General features: G+C 55.2%; 21 protein-coding genes and 1 tRNA gene. 6 read left to right on the top strand and 16 right to left on the bottom strand.

Annotated elements, in window-relative coordinates; translation table 11 throughout:
- Nucleotides 1-62 precede the first annotated feature (62 nt).
- Both R6U41_RS10885 and rodA read right to left on the bottom strand, forming a co-directional pair.
- Nucleotides 63-488 (bottom strand): ATP synthase F0 subunit B, encoded by a 426-nt coding sequence (locus R6U41_RS10885; protein ID WP_410269865.1) that lies wholly within the window; start codon nucleotides 486-488, stop codon nucleotides 63-65.
- Between the two features lie 162 nt (nucleotides 489-650).
- Nucleotides 651-1,754: a rod shape-determining protein RodA gene (rodA, locus tag R6U41_RS10880; RefSeq protein WP_410269864.1), complete on the bottom strand. Its 1,104-nt coding sequence runs from the start codon at nucleotides 1,752-1,754 to the stop codon at nucleotides 651-653.
- Nucleotides 1,755-1,874: 120 nt separating this feature from the next.
- Here rodA and R6U41_RS10875 point away from each other — a divergent pair, with 120 nt between their 5' ends.
- Complete coding sequence (locus R6U41_RS10875) at nucleotides 1,875-2,981, top strand: DUF362 domain-containing protein (protein WP_410269863.1); 1,107 nt, start codon at nucleotides 1,875-1,877, stop codon at nucleotides 2,979-2,981.
- 163 nt (nucleotides 2,982-3,144) lie between these two features.
- Here R6U41_RS10875 and R6U41_RS10870 read toward each other — a convergent pair whose 3' ends face one another.
- The 11 genes from R6U41_RS10870 to eno all read right to left on the bottom strand — a co-directional run bounded on the left by R6U41_RS10870 (nucleotide 3,145) and on the right by eno (nucleotide 16,711).
- Nucleotides 3,145-4,497, bottom strand: a complete 1,353-nt coding sequence (locus R6U41_RS10870) for an acyl-CoA dehydrogenase family protein (RefSeq protein ID WP_410269862.1) — start codon at nucleotides 4,495-4,497, stop codon at nucleotides 3,145-3,147.
- Between the two features lie 25 nt (nucleotides 4,498-4,522).
- On the bottom strand, nucleotides 4,523-6,241 hold the full coding sequence (locus tag R6U41_RS10865) for a glutamine--tRNA ligase/YqeY domain fusion protein (protein ID WP_410269861.1): 1,719 nt from the start codon (nucleotides 6,239-6,241) through the stop codon (nucleotides 4,523-4,525).
- 3 nt (nucleotides 6,242-6,244) lie between these two features.
- Nucleotides 6,245-8,110: a penicillin-binding protein 2 gene (mrdA, locus tag R6U41_RS10860; RefSeq protein WP_410269860.1), complete on the bottom strand. Its 1,866-nt coding sequence runs from the start codon at nucleotides 8,108-8,110 to the stop codon at nucleotides 6,245-6,247.
- 60 nt (nucleotides 8,111-8,170) lie between these two features.
- Complete coding sequence (locus tag R6U41_RS10855) at nucleotides 8,171-8,689, bottom strand: hypothetical protein (protein ID WP_410269859.1); 519 nt, start codon at nucleotides 8,687-8,689, stop codon at nucleotides 8,171-8,173.
- Entirely contained in the window at nucleotides 8,686-9,525 is an 840-nt protein-coding gene (gene mreC, locus R6U41_RS10850; RefSeq protein WP_410269858.1) for a rod shape-determining protein MreC, read from the bottom strand. Before mreC ends, R6U41_RS10855 begins: the two co-directional genes overlap by 4 nt.
- Before the next feature lie 4 nt (nucleotides 9,526-9,529).
- Nucleotides 9,530-10,567 (bottom strand): rod shape-determining protein, encoded by a 1,038-nt coding sequence (locus R6U41_RS10845; RefSeq protein ID WP_269750886.1) that lies wholly within the window; start codon nucleotides 10,565-10,567, stop codon nucleotides 9,530-9,532.
- Nucleotides 10,568-10,758: 191 nt separating this feature from the next.
- Nucleotides 10,759-11,841 (bottom strand): serine hydrolase domain-containing protein, encoded by a 1,083-nt coding sequence (locus R6U41_RS10840; RefSeq protein WP_410269857.1) that lies wholly within the window; start codon nucleotides 11,839-11,841, stop codon nucleotides 10,759-10,761.
- Nucleotides 11,838-12,788: an LD-carboxypeptidase gene (locus R6U41_RS10835; RefSeq protein WP_410269856.1), complete on the bottom strand. Its 951-nt coding sequence runs from the start codon at nucleotides 12,786-12,788 to the stop codon at nucleotides 11,838-11,840. Before R6U41_RS10835 ends, R6U41_RS10840 begins: the two co-directional genes overlap by 4 nt.
- Nucleotides 12,789-12,830: 42 nt before the next feature.
- Nucleotides 12,831-14,477 (bottom strand): CTP synthase, encoded by a 1,647-nt coding sequence (locus R6U41_RS10830; protein ID WP_410269855.1) that lies wholly within the window; start codon nucleotides 14,475-14,477, stop codon nucleotides 12,831-12,833.
- A 29-nt stretch (nucleotides 14,478-14,506) separates the two neighbouring features.
- Nucleotides 14,507-15,430 carry a hypothetical protein gene (locus tag R6U41_RS10825; RefSeq protein ID WP_410269854.1) on the bottom strand — a complete coding sequence of 308 codons (924 nt, stop codon included), beginning with the start codon at nucleotides 15,428-15,430 and terminating at the stop codon, nucleotides 14,507-14,509.
- A gap of 6 nt (nucleotides 15,431-15,436) precedes the next feature.
- On the bottom strand, nucleotides 15,437-16,711 hold the full coding sequence (gene eno, locus R6U41_RS10820; RefSeq protein WP_410269853.1) for a phosphopyruvate hydratase: 1,275 nt from the start codon (nucleotides 16,709-16,711) through the stop codon (nucleotides 15,437-15,439).
- A gap of 216 nt (nucleotides 16,712-16,927) precedes the next feature.
- Between eno and R6U41_RS10815 the strand changes: the two genes are divergently transcribed.
- The gene (locus R6U41_RS10815) at nucleotides 16,928-17,359 is read left to right on the top strand and encodes a hypothetical protein (protein ID WP_410269852.1); all 432 of its coding nucleotides are present in this window, start codon (nucleotides 16,928-16,930) and stop codon (nucleotides 17,357-17,359) included.
- 12 nt (nucleotides 17,360-17,371) lie between these two features.
- Here R6U41_RS10815 and R6U41_RS10810 read toward each other — a convergent pair whose 3' ends face one another.
- The 3 genes from R6U41_RS10810 to R6U41_RS10800 all read right to left on the bottom strand — a co-directional run bounded on the left by R6U41_RS10810 (nucleotide 17,372) and on the right by R6U41_RS10800 (nucleotide 20,726).
- Nucleotides 17,372-19,225, bottom strand: coding sequence for an ATP-dependent helicase (locus tag R6U41_RS10810; protein ID WP_410269851.1), 1,854 nt, complete (start codon nucleotides 19,223-19,225; stop codon nucleotides 17,372-17,374).
- 18 nt (nucleotides 19,226-19,243) lie between these two features.
- On the bottom strand, nucleotides 19,244-20,599 hold the full coding sequence (locus tag R6U41_RS10805; protein ID WP_410269850.1) for a UDP-glucose dehydrogenase family protein: 1,356 nt from the start codon (nucleotides 20,597-20,599) through the stop codon (nucleotides 19,244-19,246).
- A gap of 38 nt (nucleotides 20,600-20,637) precedes the next feature.
- A tRNA-Leu gene (locus tag R6U41_RS10800) sits at nucleotides 20,638-20,726 on the bottom strand.
- A 353-nt stretch (nucleotides 20,727-21,079) separates the two neighbouring features.
- Between R6U41_RS10800 and R6U41_RS10795 the strand changes: the two genes are divergently transcribed.
- The 4 genes from R6U41_RS10795 to R6U41_RS10780 all read left to right on the top strand — a co-directional run.
- Nucleotides 21,080-21,328: a hypothetical protein gene (locus R6U41_RS10795; protein WP_410269849.1), complete on the top strand. Its 249-nt coding sequence runs from the start codon at nucleotides 21,080-21,082 to the stop codon at nucleotides 21,326-21,328.
- A 12-nt stretch (nucleotides 21,329-21,340) separates the two neighbouring features.
- On the top strand, nucleotides 21,341-21,724 hold the full coding sequence (locus R6U41_RS10790) for a redoxin domain-containing protein (protein ID WP_410269877.1): 384 nt from the start codon (nucleotides 21,341-21,343) through the stop codon (nucleotides 21,722-21,724).
- A 122-nt stretch (nucleotides 21,725-21,846) separates the two neighbouring features.
- Nucleotides 21,847-22,794 (top strand): lipoyl synthase, encoded by a 948-nt coding sequence (gene lipA / locus R6U41_RS10785; protein WP_410269848.1) that lies wholly within the window; start codon nucleotides 21,847-21,849, stop codon nucleotides 22,792-22,794.
- Between the two features lie 34 nt (nucleotides 22,795-22,828).
- On the top strand, nucleotides 22,829-25,171 hold a 2,343-nt coding region (locus R6U41_RS10780), incomplete at its 3' end, for a 2-oxoglutarate dehydrogenase E1 component (RefSeq protein ID WP_410269847.1).

Genomic DNA, 25,171 nt, shown 5'->3' with positions numbered 1-25,171 from the left:
GAACAAACCAGTAAAAAAGAGGGCTGTACGTACGTTAAGTCTTTTCACTTTCTCCGGTATCATCAAAGCGCCCTCCCCAGTATCTTTTCGCTGATTTGGTCTGCAAATTGGTCAACCTGCGGCTGGAGAGACTTTCGAACGGATTCAACCTCCCGGCCCACACGTTCCCGGATTTCAGCCATATCGGAACGCGCCTTTTCATTGATCTGTTCCATCATCTGGCGCTCCTGCTCACGAGCCTGCTCTTCAAGTTCTTCCTTTTCCTTCTGTCCCTTTTCCCGGGCCTGCTTGATGCCGGCCTGAAGCGCCTTTTCCTTTTCGGAAAGGTCCTGCTCGTAAGTGGCAATACCCTGCTCCAGACCCTCGACTTTTTCCCGGCGCTGGGCGAGGATACCCCGGATCGGGCGATAAAGGACAAAATTCAACGCCCAGATCAGCACCACAAAATTTACCATCTGGATGAATAGCGATCCATCAACATTGATCATAGGATAAACCTCCGCATAAAGAACTTGTCACTTCCGCAAAAAAAAACTATCACCCCAGTATCTGTTCATGATCATAAAATCATTGCTTGAAGCAACAGCTCATACCATACGTATTCACAATTTGTCAAATAATTTTGATTTTTTTTTTGCATTTGCCCCTCCCTAAGAAGTAGCAAAACGCCGCATGCTGATGTTCATCAGCAGCCCCAGAGACAGCATCACCGTGACCAGCGAGGATCCCCCGTAACTGATTAGCGGCAGCGGCATTCCCACCACCGGCATCAGGCCCATGACCATCCCGATATTGATAATGCTCTGCCAGAAAATCATTGCAGTAATACCCACGGCCAGAATTGTACCAAAAGCATCCCTGCAGGCATCGGCAATGTTTAATCCAAAGGCAATCAAGAGCAAAACAAGCGTCAACAGGCCAATGGAGCCGATAAACCCGAATTCCTCGGCCAGAACGGAAAATATAAAATCCGTGTGCTGCTCGGGCAGAAACGAAAATATATTCTGGGTTCCCTGCATGTAGCCCTTTCCTGAAAGCATGCCCGACCCGACCGCAATTTTGGATTGCAGGATGTGATATCCTGCCCCCAGGGCGTCGCTTTCCGGAAAAAACAGCATCATAATGCGCATCCGCTGGTAATCCTCCAGCAAATACCAGCCCATGGGCAGGACGCCGAATCCCAGAATCAACAGAAAAATCAGGGTCTTTCGCTCTATTTTCACAAAAAGGGTCATGGTCAGCGCAACCAGACCAATAAGACCTGCGGTTCCCAGATCGGGCTGGGATGCGATCAGCAAAAAAGGCCCTGCCCCAATCAACAGGGGCGGCATCAACGCACGCAGACCAAGGCCTTCGGGCCTTACGTTCCTGGCATAATAGCGGGCAAGCATTAAAATGACAGCCAGTTTGGCCGGCTCCGAGGGCTGCAGCACAAATATCCCCAAATCCAGCCACCGGGTGGAGCCGCCAATGGTTTTGCCAACCAGCGGCACCAGCGCCAAAAGGATCAGGATGCCGGCATAAATCCAGGGGGAGGCGCTGTAGAGCCGCTTATAAGAGAACAGAAAACTGGCCGCCATAACCATCAGGCCGGCAGACAGCCAAAAAACCTGCCTTATCCACAGCCCGCCCATAGACCCGCTGTCTCCGGCATTGACCGCACTCTGGATCAAAAACACGCCCGTGCCCGCAAGCACCAGGGTCAGTGCCAGCAGCCACCAGTCAAAATATTGCACAAGCCGGCGATCAAACATGAAAACCTTTCCGGGCGTGTTTGCCATTGGTTGTTTTTTGATTTATAATCAAGGTGTTTTTAAGCCAATCCAAAAATCATTGCAAGGATTTTGAATCAAGTTCCATCAAAAGGAGGCACGATGACAAGCAAGGTTTATTTCATGGACTTCCGCGCCACTTACAAGGACAGCGGCGTGGCCAAGCTGCAGCGCTTAATGGATACCGCAGGCATTGACAAATGCGTCGGCCACCGGGATCTGGCTGCCCTGAAGCTTCATTTCGGCGAACTGGGCAACACCGCCTTTATCCGGCCTGTATTTATCGGCCATATCGTGGACCGGGTAAAACAGGCCGGCGCCACCCCGTTTCTCACGGACGCCAACACCTTGTATGCCGGAAGCCGCGGAGATGCTCCCAATCACCTGATGACCGCCATGGCAAACGGTTTTGCCTATTCCGTGGCCAAAGCCCCCCTGGTGATTGCCGACGGCCTGCGCGGCCGCACCGAAACCGCTGTGCAAATTAACAAAAACCGATTCAAAGACGTCTATATCGGCACCGAAATTGTCAATGCCGATTGTCTGATCTCCATTGCCCATTTCAAAGGTCACGAACTTTCCGGCTTTGGCGGGGCCATCAAAAACGTCGGGATGGGATCGGCCTCCCGCAGGGGAAAAATGGAGCAGCATTCCGGCCTGGCCCCCAAGGTCAAACAGAAAAAGTGCATCGGCTGCGGCGAATGCGCGGACCACTGCGCCTCTGAAGCCATTGACATGGTCGACGAAAAGGCACAAATCAATCCGGAACGATGCATTGGCTGCGGTGAATGCATCCTGATCTGTGAAAACGGGGCGATCCAGATCCAGTGGTCACAGTCCGGCGAGGCTTTTCTGGAGCGAATGGTGGAATACACCCTGGGTGTGCTGCAGAACAAGACCGGAAAAGCCTTTTACATCAATTTCATCAACCATGTATCACCGGCCTGTGACTGCGTCCCCTACAACGACGCCCCCATTGTCAGAGATATCGGCATCGTGGCCTCCACCGATCCGGTGGCCATCGACCAGGCCAGCGTGGATCTGGTCAACCAGGAACCGGCCCTGCCCGGCTCCTGTCTATCCACCCACACTGATGCCGGGGCGGACAAGTTCAGGGGCGTCTATCCGGATGTGGACTGGACTCGCCAGCTTTCCTATGCCGAGGAACTCGGCCTGGGCAGGCGGCAGTATGAACTGATAACCATTTGATGGCACCATAAAAAGTCTGATTTCCGATGGTGCCGTAAAAAGTTCAAGATCAAGGCTTGCGCGATTTCGAAGAATGCAGCGTAGTTAGCCGTACGTGAAATTCTGAGAAATTGCGCGTAACGCAGATATTGGACTTTTTACGGCGCCATCACCATTTAAAACCCTATTGTGTCTTATCCCCTGCCACCAACACAAATGCCGAGGCCGGAAAAAAGCAGTATGGACACTGCTCCGGCGGTTCCTCTCCGTAATGGACATGGCCGCACATCCGGCACCGCCAGGCATTGGTTTCGGGCCGGCCCTCGATGCCCACATCATCCGGGTGCCGGTCCCGGTGCAGAGGTAGATTGTCAAGGGGCGGCATGACCGGCTCATAGGTATTTAAGGCATGCCCGGCCACAATCATCCGCTGAATTTCGCTGGTGCCCTCGTAAATTGGATAAACCCGGACGTCCCGCAACAGTTTCTCCACCGGGAAAAACCGGGTATAGCCGTAGCCGCCAAAAACCTGCAGTGCTTCGCTGGCCACCTGCACGGCCGATTCTGTAGCGTAAAACTTGGCAACGGATGCTGAAATGGTGGGGTCCATGCCGTTGTCGGCCTCCCAGGCGGCCTTTAGCACCAGCAGGCGCGAAGCCTCGATCTTTTGATACATTTCAGCGATCTTAAACTGGATGGCCTGGAAATTGGCAAGCTTGGATCCAAATGCCCGGCGCTTTTTGGCGTAATCAATGGCAAACTCCATTGCGGAACGGGCTGCACCCACGGCAAAACTGCCGATCGACGGCCGGGTGCGGGAAAATGTGCGCATGGCCAGGCCAAAGCCCTCACCCGGGGGAGCAAGCATGTTCTGTTTGGGTACGCGCACATTGTTGAAATGCACCGCGGCCGTGTTGGAGTTGCGCTGGCCCAGCTTGGGGATGGCCAATCCTGTCTGCACGCCCTCAAACTGCTTTTCCACGATGAAAGCGCAGATGCCCTCGTGTTTCTTTTCCGGATCCACTGTGGCAAAAATGGTGAAATAATCGGCAATTCCGCCGTTTGTCACCCAGTACTTGGTGCCGTTTAAGATATAGTCATCCCCGTCTTCTTTGGCCAGGCAGCGGATGCCGGATACATCCGAACCCATGGTGGGCTCGGATGTGGCAAAGCTGATCAGGTTAAAGGATTGGATGAATTCGGGCAGGTATTTTTTCTTTGCCGCCTCATTGCCGCAGAGTATCAGGGGCTCCAGGCCCAGGGAGTTGTCAAACAGGGAAGTGGCAATACCCGGGCATGCCGCGGCGATTTCCTCGGTGACCAGACACCCCTCCACCATTCCCTGGCCGCTGCCGCCATAGGCTTCCGGAATGCCCCCCGTTGAAACGCCTTCATCAAAAGCCGCCCTGAGGATCTCCACCGGGGTTTCATCTCTTTGATCATAATAGGCGGCAATGGGCAGAACCCGGTTTAAGGCAAATTCGCGCGCCTTCTGCTGCACCTGCTGCTGCTGCTGCGACAGCTGAAAATTCAACATCTCCCCCTCCTTTTGATGTCCTGTATCAATTTTGCTGTTTCTGCGCTTTCTGAATTTTCGCCCAGGTGTCACGCAGGGTCACGATGCGATTGAAAACCGGTTGTCCGGGTGCGGAATCTTTGGGATCCACGGAAAAATATCCCAGCCGTTCAAATTGATATCTTTGCTCGGACACCGCCTTGGCCAAACCCGGTTCAAGCATGCAGCCGGTGAGTGTTTCGAGTGAATCCGGGTTGATCATCTCAAGAAAATCCGGCTGTTCTGCGGGATTTTCCACAGTAAACAAGTGATCATAAAGCCGGACTGTGGCCTGCAGGGCGTGAGCAGCGGAAACCCAGTGAAGGGTCGCCTTGACCTTTCGCCCGTCCGGGGCGTCGCCTCCCCGGGTCTCCGGGTCATAGGTGCAGCGCAGTTCCGCGATTTCACCGTTTTCGTCCCGCACTACCTGCTCGCATTGGATAAAATAGGCATACCTGAGCCGGACCTCCCGGCCCGGGGCGAGGCGGAAAAACTTTTTGGGCGGATCTTCCATGAAATCACCCCGCTCAATGTATAACACCCGGGAAAACGGAATCTGCCGGGTCCCCATGGATTCATCCTCTGGATTGTTGACCGCGGGCAGCATTTCGGATTGGTCCTCGGAATAATTTTCAATGACCACCCGCAGGGGGCGCAGCACGCCCATGACCCGCATGGCCGTCTTGTTGAGCTCCTGGCGCACGCAATGTTCCAGCAGGGCCAGATCCACCATGCTGTCGCGCCGGGCCACGCCGATACGGTCACAAAAATCCCGGATGGCCCCGGGGCTGTAGCCCCGCCGCCGCAGGCCGGAAATGGTGGGCATGCGTGGATCATCCCAGCCGTCCACATATTTTCGCCGCACCAGTTCAATGAGCTTGCGCTTGGACAGCACCGTGTGTGAAAGATTGAGCCTGGCAAACTCGATCTGCTGGGGGTGGTAGGCATTGAGCCGGTCCAGGATCCAGTCGTATAATTCCCGGTTGTTTTCAAACTCCAGGGTGCAGATGGAATGGGTAATGCCCTCTATGGAATCTGACAGGCAATGGGCAAAGTCATACATGGGATAGATGCACCACTTCTCACCGGTCCGATGATGGCTTTTTTTCCGGATCCGGTATAGGGTGGGATCTCGCATGATAATGTTGGGGGCGGCCATGTCGATTTTCGCGCGCAGGACGCACTCGCCTTCGGCGAATTCACCCCTGCGCATTTTTTCAAAAAGTTCCAGGTTTTCTTCCACTGAACGATCCCGATAGGGGCTCGGCCGGCCCGGCTCGCTTAAAGTTCCCCGGTATTGCCGGATCTGATCCGAACTCAGGGTGTCAACATATGCATCCCCGTTTTTGACGAGCGCAACGGCAAACTGCCAGAGCTGTTGGAAATAATCCGAAGTATAATACTCGCGGTCCTGCCAGTCAAAACCCAGCCAGCGCACATCCTCCTTGATGGATTCAACGTATTCCATCTCCTCTTTCATGGGATTGGTATCGTCAAACCGCAGATGACAGCGTCCCTGGTATTGAAGGGCCAGGCCGAAATTTAAGCAGATGGACTTGGCATGGCCGATGTGCAGGTACCCGTTGGGCTCCGGCGGAAACCGGGTCACAACCCGGCCGTCATATTTTCCGCTTTCCAGGTCGGCTTCGATGATATGCTTGATAAAATGCGAACTCGGCTGTTTCCGGGTTTCAGACGTTTTTTGCGCGTCGTGATTTTGACTCATGGTTTACTCCGAATCCGGATTGGGCGCAGAATCCTCTGCTTCCGGATCATCCTGGGAAGTTAAATAAGACAGCACCATTTCTTTTGCAAGCGGACCGGCACCGCTGGAGCCGTGCTCCCCGTGCTCGATGAAAACGCATACCGCAATCTCGGGACGATCCGAGGGGGCATATCCCACAAACCAAGCATGCGGCAGGTATTGATCGCCCTGATCCGCCTCCTCCTGCCCGGCCCTTCGGCTGATCACCTGGGCCGTGCCGGTTTTGCCGCTGATGTCCACCTCTTTTGAGCGCACGTACCAATATGCCGTGCCCTTTCGGTGATGGACGACATCATAAAGGCCTTTCCGGATGATTTCAAGGGTTTCCTGGCTTGCGGGAAGAGGGGCCGGCTTTCCGGTCTGCATTTTTTCCTCGATCCGGCCCTGCACGGATTCAACCCGGCGCATGATCCGGGGCTTGTAAAGATTTCCACCATTGGCCACCGCAGCCGTAAGCATGGCCATCTGCAAGGGGGTCGCCAGGTTGTAGCCCTGACCGATGGCGATGGACAGATTTTCCCCGGCCTGCCAGGGAATGCCGATTTTGCGCTGCTTCCATTCCGAGGTGGGCACCAGGCCTTTTGCCTCATGGGCCAGGGGAATGCCGGTTTTCTGACCCAGGCCACTTGCCTTTGCATATTCGGCGATCCGATCCACGCCGAGTTGTTTGCCAGCCTGGTAGAAAAACACGTCACAGGACTGGGCAATGGCTTCATTGATGTCCATTGATCCGTGTCCCTGCCGTTTCCAGCACCTGTAAGTCCGGTTGCCGAACCGCATCCCGCCGGGGCAGTAAACCGTTGTCTGTTCATCCATGACCCCCTCTTCCAGAGCTGCCATGGCAGTGATGATTTTATATGTGGAAGCCGGTGGATATTCGGCCTGAATCGCCTTGTTGTGCAGGGGGCGTTTGGGATCATTGACCAGGGCCTGCCATTGCTTGTTGTTCATCCCCCTGACAAAGTCCTCCTGCTGAAACACCGGCCTGCTGGCCATGGCCAGAATTTCCCCGTTATTCGGATCCACGGCCACAATGGAACCCGTTTTTCCCTCAAGCAAATCTTCTGCTTGCTGCTGGAGCGCAAAATCAATGGTCAGATACAGATTATGCCCTGCTTCAGCCGACTCCTTTCCCAGAACGCGCACCACCTGTCCCACGGCATTTACCTGAACGATTTTTCTGCCCGGAATGCCGCTTAGCTGGTCTTCAAATGTCTGTTCCACGCCTGCGCGGCCCACCATGTCCCCGCCCCGTTTGTGGGGATAGAGTCCGTTTTTCAGCTCGTCCCTGCTGACCTCGCCCAGATATCCGATCAGATGGGCGGCCGACGGATCGTAAATATAATTGCGCCTGGCACTGGTGGCAATGGTAATGCCGGGTAGCTCATGGCTGCGGGAAAGCAGCACGGCCATCAGCTCCCGGCTGATATCACCTTTGAGCAACACGGATGCATAACCGTAGGCCCCCTGGTTTTTGCGCACCGTTGCTTTAATCTCTTCGGCCGTCATGTCGATAAACTGCGAAAGACGATCTGCGGTTTGTTCCAGGGGTTTGGCGTCATTGGGGATAATGCGCAGCTCAAAGGATGGACGATTATCCACGAGCAAATGGCCGTTTCTGTCGTAAATCAAACCCCGCAGGGATTCGATGCGCTGCTGGCGCAGAGTATTGTTGGCAGACAGCGCCCGGTAATGTTCGCCCTTTAGGATCTGAAGATAAAAAAGCCTGACTGCCAGCAGGGCGAACACGGTGAGCACAAAAAGCATCACCAAAAGAATCCGGCCCTTGAACCATTCATTATCGATTTTTGGCAAAAAAGGAATGGACATTTCGTTTTCTTAATATGCCGTATGACAAAATCAGGGCTTCCGTGAAAACCGGCCCCGCGGCTATCTGCCGTCGGTTTCCCCGGTACCGGATGCCTGATGGGTATCGGAAAACAAAAACTGAAATAAAAGCCACAGAAAGGGTGCCGTGACCAGAGCCCAGAACAACTGCAGCAAAACAATCACCCCGGTATCACCAGTGAAAAACGGAACACGGGAAACAGACCAGGCCGCAACCCCGAAAATCAGGTTCTGTACACCGACGCCAATGATGGATAAAAAGAAAAAAAGGGTATGATCACCAATTCTGACCCAGCCGGACACATGACGAAAAACCAGAAACACCCACAGATAGGAAGCCAAGTATATCCCCGGCGGCGCACCGGAAAGCATGTCCATTGCCAGCCCGGCAATGACCATCACTGGAATGCCGGTGGCAATGGATTGATACAGACTCAGGTAAACGGCAAAAGCCACGAGAAAATCATAAAAACGCAATATCTCCGGCAGATACGGCAAAATGCTGGTCTCGACAACGATCAGCCCGATGATCACCATCAGCGAGAGCAAATAGCGCATCATTGATCCAGAACTTCGTCGATTTCAGGCGGGTCGAGCACCACCAGCACCTCCTCAAGTTTATGAAAATTAACGTTGGGAGTAATCTGGATTTCCTGGAAGATGCCTGAATTTCGGCGAATCACCTTGGATACCCATCCCAGGCGCAGTCCCTTGGGATAGATACCGTCGAGGCCCGAGGTAATGATCTGATCGCCCACCTCGATATCCTGTTTGCGCAGCACGAACTCAAACCGGCACCCCTGATCGGCACTGCCAATGCTCACCCCCCGGGCCCGGGTTCTTTGCACCAGTGCATCCACGGCGCTGTTGCGGTCAATGATCAGCAACACCTTGGCATATCGCTCGGACAAATCGATTACCTGACCCACAACCCCGTCGGGCACCACCACGGGGCTTGCCCTTTTTACGCCATGAGCCCGCCCCTTGTTGATGATCACAGTATGATACCAGGGGCTCGGGTCCTTTGCCACCACTTCAGCAGCCTGCATTTCAAGCGCTGAGCCGGCATGGAAATCCACCAGACGGGTCAGTCGCTGATTGGTCTTTTCCAGTTCCTTGAGTTCGTGGATGCGCTGCCTGGCCCGGGCCAGGTCCCTGCGGAGATTCTGGTTTTCACGGGCGGCACCCACCATGTAAAAGTACTGGCGCCAGATGCCCTCGCCGGTATCAATCACACCGGTGACGGCTTCCTGTACTGGAGAAACAAAAAAAAGCGCGGTTTCAACGGCCGCCGCCTGAAAGGAAGACTTGCGGATATAATTAAAGGAAAACACAATGCCGTTTAAAACGATCAGGATGATCGCCCCGGCTGCCACCATCGTCTTTTTGGAAAACATGAAATCAGTCGATGACCACCTGTCGTAGAATTTCAATGCTATTTAAGGTCTTGCCGGAACCCATGGCCACGGTGGACAGGGGATCGTCCGTAACGGTAATGGGCAGCCCGGTTTCCTCGCGAAGCAGCTTGTCCAGGTTTTTGAGCAGGGCCCCGCCGCCTGTGAGCACAATGCCGCGGTCCACAATGTCTGCGGCCAGTTCCGGGGGGGTTTGTTCCAGGGCGATCTTGGTTGTCTCCACAATTGCGTCAATCTGCTCGGCAATGGCCACCCGGATTTCTTCTGAATCAATGGCCAGAATCTTGGGAATCCCGGATACCAGGTCCCGGCCCTTGACCTCAATGGTTTCATAGTTCTCTGAATCCGGATAGGCGTTTCCGATGGTGGTTTTGATGATTTCCGCGCTTCTTTCGCCGATGAGCAGGTTGTATTTTCGCTTGACATACTGGGTGATGGCGGCATCCATCTTGTCGCCGGCCACCCGGATGGAACGGCTGTAGACAATGCCGGCAAGGGAAATCACGGCCACTTCCGTGGTGCCGCCCCCGATATCCACAACCATGTTGCAGGTGGGCTCAGTGATGGGCATGCCGGCGCCAATGGCTGCGGCCATGGGTTCCTCGATCAAAAAGACCTCGCGGGCGCCGGCGGATTCGGCGGCCTCGCGCACCGCCCGCTTTTCCACCGGGGTGATGCCCGTGGGCACGGCAATGACAATTCTGGGCCGGACAAAAGTTCTTCGGTTGTGCACCTTATGGATGAAATGCCGGAGCATGGCTTCTGTAACGTCAAAGTCGGCGATCACCCCGTCATGCATGGGCCGGATGGCCACAATGTTTCCGGGGGTGCGGCCGAGCATGTTCTTGGCCTCCAGGCCAACGGCCAGCACCTTGCTTTTGGCGCGATTATCGGTTCGAACAGCCACCACAGAGGGCTCGCTTAACACGATGCCCTTGCCCTTGACGTAAACCAGGGTGTTGGCCGTGCCCAGATCAATGGCCAAATCATTGGAAAAAACACCAAACAATGAATCCCAGAACAAGTCCGTGCCTCCTTACGGTATTTGACGAAAACAAAAAAACGGGGCTGAAGTTTTAAAACAGATATTGAAATGGATGGACGCCGGCCCGGTCATTTCATCTGCGCTTATTTACAGTTGACGCTTAAATGTGGACTATTAACAGTTGTCCAACCGAATGACAAGCAGAAAATACCATAAAGACCGCAGACATCTCAGGTTTTGAGGCCATTGATGACAGCATCGTGGAACCGGGGACGAAAATCTTTGATTTTCCGGCTTTCCGGATCCGTGCAAACCCGGTTGCTCAGCAAAATCACCATGATTTCACGCCGTAACTCAATCCAGAAGGAGGTGCCGGTATACCCGAGATGACCCACGCTCGTATCCCGGGGAAAAAACCGGCCGCTGCTGGAATTTTGCGCCTCTGGCACGTCAAATCCCGGGGTCCGGCCGGCACCCGGCGGTATTGTTAAAAAACGCTCCACCACGGCCCGGGAAAAAAGCCTCTTTTCCGCTGTTCCGGAACGGATCTCCAGCAGGTGGCAAAGAAAGTAAAACACTGCAGCCGCCGTGCCAAACAGCCCGGCATGGCCGGCCACCCCGCCCATGGCCCGGGCATTTTCATCATTTACCCGGCCGTAGACGGCCCTGTTGTTTTCATCTACTCCGCTGGCAGCAAATGCCCGGTCTGCCGGCACAGATGAAATTTTCCCCCAATCCGGGAGAAAAAAAAGGTCGGAAATATTTAAAGGCAAATACAGGTTGGTGGAAACATAGCCATCCAGCCTTGTGCCCGCCACTTTTTCCAGGACCCATTGCAGAAGCATAAACCCCACGTCACTGTAGAGGGTTTTACGTCCCGGCGGACAGACCAGGGGCTCTTTTGCCAGCAATTGATGCAGCCGCTTTTTTCGCCGGTCCGCCGGCAGGGTGTTTAACTCCCGAAAATAGGGGCGCCAGGCCGGCAGGCCGGCATTGTGGCAAAGAAGATTTTCAACGGAAATACCGGCCTTATCCGATCCGTCCAGCCCGGGCAACAGCGTGCCCAGCCGATCATTCAAATCCAGTATCCCCCGATCTGAAAGATGCATGGCTGCAGCTGCGGTGGACAGTGGCTTTGTCAGGGAGGCCAGGTCATAAACCGTGTTCCGGTACACCAATCCGTTTTTGAAATGGTCAAGCCAGCCAAAGCCCTTGTGAAAAACAATTTCATTGTTTCTTGCCACCAGGGCCACGGCACCCGGAAACACCCCGGTGTCAACCGCCTCCTGCATCAGGGCATCCGCTTGCTTCATGACACGCCCGTGTTCTGGTGCCGGCCGGCAACGGCAGGCTCCGGGTAAGTCAGGGTCATGGCTTCACTGTCAAGACTTGCGGCAACGCCCATGGGCAGAATCCTGTTGGGCCGGCCATGGCCTGCGGGAAATCCGAATACAACGGGAAAGGCACAATCGGCAAATACATCTGCGAAAACCCGATGAATTTCCTCCAAGGAGCCGCACCGGGTAAAGGATCCCGCAGCCACGCCCGCCAGATGATCAAAACTTCCGGCCATACGCATCTGGGTCAGCATCCGGTCAATACGGTAGGGCTTTTCCCCGGTGTCTTCCACAAACAGGATGCAGCCGGTCAAATCCGGAAAATAGGGTGTGGCCAGCATATGGCACAAGGTGGATAGGTTGCCGCCAAGCACGCAGCCGGCGGCTTTGCCCGGCCGGATCACACATCCGTTCTCCGCCCTTATCTCAACTGCTCCGAAGCCGGTCAGCGCCCGTGTGATTCCTTCTATGGTGGGCTTGTCCGCATCCGCCAGAGATACGACCATGGGGCCATGAAAAGTGGGCATGCAGCATCTACGGCTGATGGTCACCAGCAGGGTGGTAATGTCGCTGCAGCCAACGAAAATCTTGGGATGTTTTTCAATAAGCGAGTAGTCAAGGCATTCAAGTATGCCCAGGGAACCGTAACCGCCCCGCACACACCAGACCGCACGGATGTCAGAGGCGGCGAAAAACGCCTGCAGATCATCGGCCCGCTGCCGGCAGGTACCGGCATAATACCCGTTTTTTAAAAAAAGTCTCTCCGACCAGACCGGATCAAAGCCCATATCCCGGAGCACTTTTAGTCCCCGCAGAAACCGCTCCCTGTCAAAGGGGCTGGCCGGGGCCACAACCCCCACGCGGTCGCCGGCCTGCAGGGGGGCGGGCCTGGTGCATGCCGGAATATCTCTGCAATGGGTCATGGCGCGCTTCCTTGACAAAAGGCGGCCAGGGGCACCTGCGTCTTATTGCGGATCCGGCAGATAGCCAAGGGCAGCGGCAATAAAGCGGGAAAACAAGGGATGGGCCGCCATGGGACGGGACTTGAATTCCGGGTGAAACTGGCACCCCAGAAACCAGGGGTGATCCTTTAGCTCCACGATCTCCACCAAATCCCCTTTGGGCGAAAATCCGCTGAACACCAGTCCGTTTTCTTCAAGGGGCTGTTTGTAGTCCAGGTTGAATTCATAGCGATGCCGGTGACGTTCGAAAATTTCTTCCGTGCTGTAGGCCCGGTAGGCCAAGCTGTCTTTTGCCAGCCGGCAGGGGTAGGCGCCCAGGCGCATGGTGCCGCCTTTTTCCGAGTTCACATCCCGTTGCTGGAGGGTCTGGGTGCGCTCATCAAACCATTCCTTCATCAAATAAATCACCGGCGCTGGGGTCTCCGGATCAAACTCGGAGCTGTGCGCTTTTTCAATCCCGGCCACGTTGCGGGCAAACTCGACAACCGCCAGCTGCATTCCCAGGCAGATGCCAAAAAAGGGAATCCCCTGCTTTCTGGCATATCCGATGGCACAGATCTTTCCCTCCACCCCCCTGGAACCGAACCCACCGGGCACCAGAATTGCCTGAACTCCGGTCAGGGCCCGGGCGCAATTGTCCGGGGTCAGGGCGCCGGAATCGATGAATTCAAGCTCCACTCTGGCTTCATTGGCGATTCCGCCGTGATACAGGGCCTCGTTTAAGCTCTTGTAGGATTCAGTCAGATCCGTGTATTTGCCAACTACCGCAATGGTTACACGCTTTGAGGGCGACTTGTAACGGTCCACCATGTTTTCCCATTGCTCAAGCCGGGGCGATCCCGTCCAGATATTGAGCAGCTCCAGGATCTTGGAATCCAGTCCCTCCTTGTTAAACACCAGGGGGCACTCGTAAATGCAGTCCACGTCCTTGGCCGTGACCACGGCATCCTGGCTCACGTTGCAAAACAAAGCCACCTTGGCCTTGATATCCGGAGATAGGTACCGGTCGGTGCGGCACATGAGGACATCGGGCTGAATGCCGATACTGCGCAGTTCCTTGACGCTGTGCTGGGTCGGTTTGGTCTTGAGCTCGCCTGCTGCGGCAATGTATGGGATATAGGTCAGGTGGATGTAGAGCACATTGTCTTTTCCGGCATCGAATTTAAACTGCCGAATGGCCTCAAGAAACGGCAGGCTTTCAATGTCGCCGATGGTGCCGCCGATTTCCACGATCACAATATCAGCGCCCTTGGCCGCCTGCCAGATGCTGGCCTTGATCTCATCGGTGATATGCGGAATCACCTGAACCGTGCCGCCAAGATAGTCGCCCCGGCGCTCCTTGCTGATCACCGAATCATAGATCTTGCCGGTGGTGAAATTGTTGTCACGGCCCAGCCGCACATTGACAAACCGCTCATAATGGCCAAGGTCCAGGTCGGTTTCCGCACCGTCGTCTGTGACAAACACCTCGCCGTGCTGAAACGGGTTCATGGTGCCGGGATCCACATTGATATAGGGATCGAGCTTCACCAGGGAGATTGTCAGACCCCGGCATTCGAGCAGCGCCCCGATGGAGGCTGAAGCCAGTCCCTTGCCCAGGGATGAAAGAACCCCGCCGGTTACAAAAATAAATTTGGATTTGCCTGCCATAGGTCTACCTCGATCACAAAACGTGCGTTTTATTGGGTTGGGGTTTCATATATTTTTTTGAATTCCTCGATCTGCCGGCGGACTTCTTCTGCGGCCCCGCCCTGCTCTTGCGGGGCACCGGAGGCGGGTGCGTATTTTTTGCGCACGGCGCTGATGTCAAAATCGGATGCCGGTACTCCCGAAATCCGGTCCAGTTTTTCCACGGTCACGGCCCGGGCAAGACGGCCGTTTTCATAAAATTCGATTTTTCCCGGATAGCGGATGCCGTCAAAAGGCTGCCAGTCAAGATAGCGGATTTCAAATGCCGGCGGCTGTCCTGTCTGTTTTGCCGGGGCCACGATCCAGCGCACGGGCAGAAACGTGTTTTTGTCAAACCACACCTGGGCGCTGCTCAGGTCGGGATATCTGGCGCCGGCCACGTAGACGGTTTTTTTGTTGAGCCGGCCCAGGCTGGAAATGTTCATGTCAACCCCGAGCTGCTCCAGGTGCCGTACCAGCGGGGGCCGGGATAAAAACATGAACAGATCTTTGTAGCAGGCATACCACTGCCGGCTGTCGTCTATGATCTCGCCATCAAGGACAAAAAGCTGTGATCCGGATGATTCGATATAAATCTGGCTGAAATCCGGGGTCTTGATATCGGATCGATAGGCCCCGGGCCGGCGGTAGCGAACGGTTTGGAAAAAACCGGCCGGCCCGGATGCCTCCGGGTCTGAATCTTTTTCAGCATCCGCACTGTTTTGCCCAACACTGTCCGCACCCTGGCTTTTGCCGTCGGCTTCAGCTGGATACACATGTAGCTGCTGGGTGATTTCCATCTGATCGGGCAGGTTCAGATGCTTTTGCATCTGACTGGCCACAAACGGCGCCGGCAGGACATAACCAAACGCACCCGTGCAAAGGGCTGCCGCCAGAAGGCAGGCCAGGGAAAATATCAAAGCGGAACGCAGCATTATCTGTTAGACCATAAACGGGTTCTGGGCCATTTGCGCGCTTTGCCCCAGTTGCTCTTCAATGCGCAAAAGCTGGTTGTACTTTGCCACCCGGTCGCTTCTGGACATGGAACCGGTCTTGATCTGTCCGCCGGCCACGGCCACCACGAGATCGGCGATAAAGTGATCCTCTGTTTCCCCGGAACGATGGGAAATCACCGTAGTATAGCCGTTTGTCCGCGCCATGTCGATGGTTTCCAGGGTCTCAGAGACCGTACCGATCTGATTGAGCTTGATCAGGATGGAATTGCAGACCCCCTTTTCAATGCCCTGGGCAAATATGGAGGGGTTGGTGACAAACACGTCATCGCCCACGAGCTGAACCCGGCGGCCAAGTTTTTCTGTCATAACCGCCCAATTGTCCCAGTCCTGCTCGGCCAGACCGTCTTCGATGGAAAAGATGGGATACCGATCAATCAAATCGGAATAATAATAAATGATTTCTGCTCCGGACATCCGCCGGTTTTCAGATTCCAGAAAATAGCCCCCGTCCTGGTAAAATTCCGTGGCAGCCGCATCCAGGGCCAGGCCGATGTCTTTTCCGGGCCGGTATCCGGCCGCTTCAATGGCCTCGATAATGATTTTCAATGCAGCCTCGTTGGATTCCAGATCCGGGGCAAACCCGCCTTCGTCTCCCACCGCAGTGACCATGCCGCGTTTTTTGAGCAGGGATTTGAGGCTGTGGAAGGTCTCGGCCCCCATGCGCACGGCCTGGGAAACTGAAGTCGCGCCCACGGGAATGATCATGAATTCCTGAATATCCAAGCTGTTTGCCGCATGGGCCCCGCCATTGACGATATTCATCATGGGAAGGGGCATGTAACGGGCATTGAGCCCTCCAAGATACCGGTACAGCGGCATTGCATAAGCATCCGCACCCGCCCGGGCAGCGGCCATGGAAACGCCCAGAATGGCGTTGGCCCCCAGGGAGGACTTGTTTTCCGTGCCGTCGAGTTCGATTAACGCGGCATCAAGCTGGTGCTGATCTGCGGCATCCATTCCCAGGATTGCCGGCGCAATGCGGGTATTGACGTTTTCCACCGCCTGCTGAACCCCCTTGCCCGCATATCGACCCGCATCATTGTCCCGCAGTTCAAGTGCCTCCCGGGAGCCGGTGGAAGCCCCGGACGGCACGGCAGCACGCCCCATGCCGCCGCTTTCAAGTTCCACGTCCACCTCCACGGTCGGATTGCCCCGGGAGTCGAGAATCTCTCTTGCCAATACATCAATTATTGCTGTCATGGAATATCCTCCAGTGGTTGTCTAACAAAAACGATCCGTGAAAGCCGATCTTTTTTCGTTTTCATGCAAAACCCCATCCCCTTGACTCAAATGCCAGGTATGATACGATTTGAAAGATACCGTGTCAAGCACTTGAACCGGCAGGCACGGCAGCAGCATGAAAATGCTGAGTCATCATTGACAGTTGTATGAATCCTCAACACAAGGAAGCGCCCCATGAACGTCAACAGCCCGTACAAGGAAGCCCACCTGCTGGTGGCGGCCGTCCGTATCCTGGAATACAGACATCAGCGCCCGCCCGCCCTTGAACAGATCGCAGAGCTGCTATCCATATCCACCGAGGAAGCCGGCCGGTTGTGCCGCAAATCCGAGTCTGCAGGCATCATTGAAACGCTTGAAAAATCCGGTGAAACCCGGATTTTTATCAGCGATCACCGCCGGATTGAAAATCTTTCCGATCAGGCCGAAGAAACAGCGCTTTCCGCGGAACTGGAAAAATTCCGCAAACAAAAGCAGGCCGAGCGCAAAACCATAGATGAACTGCGCACCCGCCAGGCCGACAAGCGGAAAAAAAAGCATGAACAAATCGAGCGCCGGTTAAAAACCCAGCTAAAAGCCCAAAGCCCGGAGACCAGGGGCAACGACTGATCCAGGCCCTGTTTAAGCATCGTGCTGCAGACACTCGGCCACCTCGGCGATAAACCGGCTGGCCGGGCTGTACTGTCCCTTGCGGTAATCAGCGGTGGTTAAAAATAAAAATTTTTCCGCCCGGGTCATGGCCACATACATCAGCCGCCGCTCCTCCTGGAGCTCAGCCTCGGATTCCCGGGACTTCCAGTGGGGCAGCAGGTTTTCGTCGCATCCCACCACAAAAACCACGTGAAACTCCAGGCCCTTGCTGGCATGAATGGTGGCCATGCTCACCCCGCCTTCATCGCTGTCAGCCTCTTCCTTGTCCTCCCGGACCAGGGCGGCTTCTTCCAGGTAATCCAGGAGGGTCTCGTAGGTGGAGGCGGCATAGACAAGCTGTTCAATGTTTTCCATGCGCGTGGTGAATTCATCTGCAGTCTTTGACTGCTGATTCAAATATGTCTCATAATCAACCCGGTCCATGACCTTGCGTATGGCCGCATCCGGGGCCATGGGTTCGATATCTTTGAGCAGCTGGATCAAAGACGTCAGGCCCGCATGGATTTTGGATGACAGAATTTTTCCGGAAACCGCCCGGGCCACGGCATCCTGCAGGCTGCCGCCCGGAGGGCGGCAGGCGTTTAACTTTTCGACCATTTTCGGGCCGATGCCCCGCTTGGGGGTATTTAACACCCGCTCAAATGCCGCGTCATCTTTGGGAAATACGGCTGCGGTGAGATAGCAGTTGATATCCAGGATTTCCTTTCTTTCAAAAAAACCCTTGTCGCCGAGCATGCGATAGGGAATGCCGGCAAAACGAAAAGCCTGCTCAAAGGGAAGGGAGCAGAACTTGGTGCGGTAAAGCACGGCCATTTTGTCATAGGCGATGCCCGATCGGTGCAGCATTTCAATCTTATCCGCCACCCAGCCGGCTTCCTCCTCGTCGCTGAAAAATTCGTGGATGCCCACAGACCCGCCCTTTTGCTCGGAAAAACAGGATTTGTCCATCCTGTCGCGGTTAAAGCGGATCAGCCCGTTGGCGGTTTTGACGATCTCGTCAGCAGACCTGTAGTTCTGCTCCAGCCGGAAAATGCTGGCTCCCTGGTAGGAGCGCTCAAATCCCAGGAAATGATCCACGTTGCTGCCCCTAAAGCCGTATATGGCCTGCCAGTCGTCTCCCACACAGAAAAGATTGCCGTTTCCCAGAAGCAGCCGCGTGAGTTCGGCCTGGAGATTGTTTGTGTCCTGGTATTCATCCACCAGAATATAGGAGAAATAAGCCCGGTAATCCTCACGCACCCCGTCATGATCCCGGAGCAGGTCTCTGGCCTTGAGCAGAATATTGTCAAAATCCACTGCGTTTCTGGCCCTGAGCTCGTCTTCATAAGCGGAGAACAAGTCTCTTAGCCGGATCGGGCCGATTCGGGGATGAGCATCCATGTAGGCATCCGGGCTGCCGGAGTTTTTGGCGTTGGAAAGGGCGGCGCGCACGGCATAAAAATTCTTCCGGTCCATATCAAAACGAATCATCAGATCCTTGATGAGTTTCTGCTGCTGGTAATCGGAGTAGATCTGAAGCGGGGGCTCATAGCCCAGCAGCCGGCAGTGCTCCCGCAGAATCCGGAAACAGGCGGAATGATAGGTGCGCACCCAGGGAAACCGCTCCACGGCCAGGCCGGTGAGTTCTGTGAGCCGGCGTTTCATTTCATCGGCCGCCTTGTTGGTAAACGTGATGGCCAGGATTCGTTCCGGGCGGTAGCCCAGATCAATGAGGTGGGCCACCTTGGCGGTCAGGGTTCGGGTTTTGCCGGATCCGGCCCCGGCCACCACCAGTGCCGGGCCGATATGTGTTACAGCGGCTTTCTGCTGATCAGAGAGCTCCATTAAAATGTCATTCCTTTTTCAATCAATGGCAGGCCCGGCAATGATATCCGGCCGGCCGGTGCGGATGCAGGTAAAGTTGTGCCGGACAATGAGATCGGTGCTGTAGAGATTTCTGGCGTCAAAGATCACCGGGTGTTTCAGGCGCTTTTCAATACCGGAAAAATCCGGGGTCCGGAACTGGTGCCAGTCGGTGAGCACGGCCAGGGCATCGGCCCCGTCAAGGATTTCATACTGCTTGTCGCCCACAAAGACATGATCATTGCCGGCAAACATTTGCTTTGCATTCTGCCCGGCCGCCGGGTCAAAGGCCCGGATCTGCATGCCCGCCCGGCTCAATTCGGCCACAATGTCGATTGCCGGTGAATGGCGGATGTCATCGGTATTGGCCTTAAACGAAAGGCCCCACACCGCCAGGATCCGGCCCGAAACCCCGCCGGCGGACTCAAAAAAGCTTTGAATCTTTCGGGAAACCATTTGCCTCTGGCGGTTGTTGACATTGTCCACCGCGCTGAGAACCTCCGGCCTATAGCCCAGGTCTGCGGCCGTATGAATCAGCGCCCTGACATCCTTTGGAAAGCATGACCCCCCGTAGCCCACCCCGGGATAGATAAAATGATAGCCGATGCGGTGATCCGAGCCGATGCCTGCGCGCACATCGCGCACATCCGCGCCCACCTTCTCGCAGATATTGGCGATTTCATTGATAAACGAAATCTTGGCGGCGAGCATGCAGTTGGCCGCGTACTTGGTCATCTCCGCGCTTTTCGGGCTCATGAGGATCAATTTGTCACGGCTTCTGGCATAGGGCTCATACAGATTTTCCAATAATTGCGCAACTTCCGGATTGTCCGTGCCGATAATGATCCGGTCGGGCTTCATAAAGTCGCTGACCGCATCGCCTTCCTTTAAAAACTCGGGATTGGAGACCACGTCAAAATCAAGGGAAACCCCCCGGGCGGCAAGCCGCTCTGAAATGATACCCCGGACCCGATCGGCCGTGCCCACGGGCACCGTGGACTTGTTGACCACGATTTTGTGGTCCTCCATGTTGTCGCCCACCTGCCCGGCCACCCGGAATACAGCGGAAAGATCACAGGAACCGTCTTCTATGGGCGGGGTGCCCACGCAGGAAAAAATCAGGGTGGCGTTGGCCATGGCTTCTTTGAGGGAAGTGGTAAACACCAGGCGCTCTTCTGCCAGGTTGCGCTGGACCAGTTCTTCCAGCCCGGGTTCGAAAATGTGGACATCGCCTTTTTTCAACCGCTGGACAACGCCGTCGTTGATATCCACGCAAAAGGCATGATTTCCGGTTTCAGCCAGACAGGCGGCTGTCACCAACCCCACATACCCGGTTCCCACGATACATACGTTCATGTCTTCGGCCCTTCTGTCCTGAAATGTTATGCCTTGAATGGTGCCTGGGACGAGAATCGAACTCGTACGGGGACTATGCCCCAAGGGATTTTAAGTCCCTTGCGTCTACCTGTTCCGCCACCCAGGCACGGAATTGAATTTGCGAGGTTCTTGAATGGTTTTAGGGGGTTGTTTTGCAGAAGGGGTATATAAAAATATATGCAAACCCGGAAACCATAAAACCAAATCGAAACATTGAATTTGGAAATTTTTTTAGCACCCGGACCCGATAAAGTCAACCCGCAAGATACAGGGTGGGGACAGGTGATGGGTAATGGGTGATGGGTGGTTAATGGGGAGCCGGGGTCGCGTGCAATAAAATTCGGTTTGCAAATACATCGGGGTGAAGGCCGTTTATTGTTTTTTGTTAACCTGCTGGAGCATGGTTAATATTTGGATGAGAATCTTTTTAATATGTCAAATTCAATCAGGAGGACGGAAATGGGTTTGCAGGAAAAGCTGGACGCGCAGAAAAAAGAACTTGAGTCCGCGGCACCGAAACAGGCCATTGATATCATGCACAAGGCCACAGAGGATCTCAAAGCCTCCGGCATGGCAGACAAGGCCAAAACCATCGGCGACAAGGCCCCGGATTTTTCCCTGGAAGATTACAGGGGCGAAACTGTAAACCTTTATGAAAAATTCAAACAAGGTCCCGTGGTGCTGGGGTTTTACCGTGGCGGGTGGTGACCGTTTTGCAACATAGAGCTGGACGCTCTTGAAGCCGAGCACAAAAAAATCAAAGAACTGGGCGCATCCCTGATCATGGTCTCGCCGCAAAGCAAAGAGGCCTCCCGGCAGTTTGCCGAAAAAAAGGGGCTTACAATGCAACTGCTGGTGGATTCGGGAAATCAGGTGGCAAAACAATTCGGTCTGGTCTACACGGTGCCCGATGATCTGCAAAAAGTTTATCAGCAGTTCGGCATTCACGTAGACAAAAACAATGCAGACGGCTCCTGGGATCTTCCCATGTCTTCGCGCTACATCATTGATAAGGACGCCAAGATCCGATACGCGCAGGTTAATGCCGACTATACGGTGCGGCCGGATCCGTCCCATACCATCGAGGCCCTGAAAAGCCTGTAACCATCGAAACCCCGGTGGGGAAATTCGGGAAAAAATTTGTCGGGCACGGCCGCGGAGTTCAACCGGCCTGTGGACAAAATACAAGCACGCAAAATTTTCAAAACGGTTTTTTTCGATATTTCATGGAAACACGCCAAAACAGGACAAACAAAACCTCGGCAAAGCCTCCGTGGATCCGGGTGGCCGCACCCGGGGGTGAAAATTATGAAACCGTCCGCCGCCTCAAAGCGGCCGCGGGTCTGCACACGGTCTGCGAATCCGCGCTTTGCCCCAATATCGCGGAATGCTGGCATGCCGGACATGCCACATTCATGCTCATGGGCAACGGCTGCACCCGCAACTGCCGATTTTGCGGGGTCAGCGGCCGGCCACAGCCGGTGGATAAAGACGAACCCCGGCGCGTGGCAAAAGCCGTCGCCGCCATGGAACTGGATCACGCGGTGGTGACATCTGTTACCCGGGATGATGTTTCCGACGGCGGAGCCGGCCATTTTGCCGCCGCCATCCGGGAGATCCGGAAAAACTGCCCGAATACGGGCATTGAAGTGCTGATTCCGGATTTTGCCGCAAGCCGCAGGGCCCTTGAAACCGTGCTCGCAGCCGGCCCGGACGTTGTGGGACACAACATGGAAACCGCGGCCCGGCTCTATCCAACGGTGCGGCCCATGGCAGACTACCGGCAGTCCCTGTCCCTGCTTCGGACGGCAAAGCAGATCAGCCCTTCATGCATCACAAAATCGGGATTCATGCTCGGGCTCGGCGAGACCATGGACGAAATCCGCCAGACCATCGCCGACATCCGGGCGGCAGGCGTGCAGGTGCTGACCATGGGCCAGTATCTCAAGCCCGGACCGCAAAACATGGACGTGGCTGAATATTTTTCACCTGAAATCTTTGCACAACTGAAACAATATGCAACAGAGGGGGGGTTTGCACTGGTGGAATCCGGCCCCCTTGTGCGAAGCTCCTACAGGGCGGCTGACCAGGCAAAAGCCCTGGGAATCATCCGCGCACCAAAATCCGGCAAGATAAATCCAAGGCATACCGCCTGCGGGCTGAAGCGGCCATAGATCAAAACCACACAAACAGGAGACGCACCACACAATGACTTATAAAGGCCCATGGAGCGCCCGATACATTGAAACCCAATACAGCCGATGGAAGCAGGATCCAAACTCCGTGGACCCGGACTGGCAGTTTTTTTTCCAGGGCTTTGAACTCGGCTTCACCGAAAAACCGGCAGCGTCCGAAGAAGTATGCGAGCCCTGCGACGAGCAAACCGTCAGAAAACAGTCAAGGGTCGAGGCCCTTGTCTACAGGTATCGCGATATCGGCCACCTGCTGTCGTGTCTGGACCCCCTTGCGGCATGTCCCACCGACCACCCCCTGTTAAACCCGAGAGCCTTTGGCCTGGATGAAAAAGACATGCAGCGGCGCTTCTACGCGCCGGGTCTGCCGGAAAACCAAGGCCGGCAAATGACACTTGGCGAGCTTGTCAACCATCTGCGCCGGACCTACTGCCGCTCTGTTGGTGTGGAATACATGCACATCCAGGACCCGGAAGAACGCAAGTGGCTTCGGGAGCGGATGGAATCCACAGAGAACATGCCGACCCTTTCAGATGAGGAAAAAATCCGGATTCTCCGGAAACTCACCGAAGCTTCCGCACTTGAGCAGTTTATCCACAAAAAATATCTGGGCCAGAAACGCTTCAGCGTTGAAGGCGCAGATGTGATCATCCCCATGCTCGATTCCCTGCTAGCCCATGCCGCAGCCGAACACGGCTGCGGACAGATTGTTCTGGGCATGACCCACAGGGGACGGTTAAATGTTCAGGCCAATATCTTGAGCAAGCCGTATGCAGATATCATCGGTGAATTTGAAAGCCACCACAACCCGGAAGCCGAAGTAGGCGCCGGAGACGTGAAGTATCACAAGGGTTTTCACGGCAAAATCACCACATCGGGCAACAGGCAAGTCGATATCCTCATGGCCGACAACCCCAGTCACCTGGAATCGGTCAACCCGGTGGTGGAGGGAATGGCCCGGGCCCGGCTGGATGCGGCAGGCATTGAAAACACCGGTGCTGTCATGCCGTTGCTGCTCCACGGGGACGCGGCCTTTTCAGGCCAGGGCATTGTGGCCGAAACACTGAATATGTCTCAGCTTGATGGCTATCATACCGGCGGCACAGTGCATATCATCGTCAACAACCAGATCGGTTACACGGCCCTGCCCGATGACCTGCGCTCCACCCGGTATGCCACGGATATCGCCAAAAGTTTAATGGTGCCCATATTTCACATACACGGTGAAAACCCCGAGGCGGCCGTGCATATTGCAAAGCTGGCCTGTGACTACCGGATGCGTTTTGGCAAGGACGTGGTCATGGATGTGGTCTGCTACCGCAGATACGGACACAACGAGGGCGATGAGCCCTATTTCACCCAGCCGCTCATGTATGAACGGATCAAAAACCGCCCCACCCCGGCCCGGGTCTATGCCCAACAACTCATTGACCAGGGCGTATTGGACGAAAACACAGCCAGCGACATCCAGGAGCAGACAACCCAATGCATCGGGCATGCCTATGATGCTGTGCAGAAAGAAACCGGTCAACCGGCGCAGGAAACCACAGCCGAGGATCACCCGCCCACAAGGGAGCCGGAAAAAAGCCGGCAGAAACCCCAGGATCAACAGGATTCCGGCGTGGACACTGCTGTCAAGCCCTCCCTGCTAAAGCAACTGGCTGCAAAAATCAACGCGGCCCCGGATGATTTCCACCTGCACCCCAAAATTGAAAAACTCCTGAAAAAGCGTCTGGCCGCAGTGCAAGACGGCAAGGGCATAGACTGGGCAAATGCCGAGGCCCTGGGGTTTGCCACAATCGTAAACCAGGGGATTTTCGTCCGCCTGTCAGGCCAGGACAGCCAGCGGGGCACTTTCAGCCAGCGCCACAGCGTATTGTTTGACACCACCACCAACGCGGAGCATGTGCCCATAAACAACGCAGCCAAAGACGAGGGCGGATTTACCGCCATCAACAGCCTGCTGTCTGAAGCCGGGGTTTTGGGCTTTGAATACGGCTATTCCCTGGTGCGCACAAACGGCCTGACCCTTTGGGAGGCCCAGTTCGGCGATTTTACCAACAACGCCCAGGCCGTCATTGACCTCTACCTTGCCAGCGGCGAGACCAAGTGGGGGCGCAGAAGCGGTCTGGTGCTGCTGCTGCCCCACGGCTATGAAGGCCAGGGCCCGGATCATTCCAGCAGCCGTGTGGAGCGGTTTTTGCAGCTGGCCGCAGATGAAAACTTCTGTGTTTGCAACCCCACCACACCGGCCCAGTATTATCATCTTCTGCGGCGCCATGCCTGTGCCGGGACATTAAAACCCCTGATCATCCTGACCCCCAAAAGCCTGCTTCGCCATCCTGAAGCCGTCTCATCA

Source organism: Desulfosalsimonas sp., from assembly GCF_046483245.1.
Lineage (GTDB): Bacteria > Desulfobacterota > Desulfobacteria > Desulfobacterales > Desulfosalsimonadaceae > Desulfosalsimonas.
This window is presented reverse-complemented; position numbering and strand designations above follow the sequence as displayed.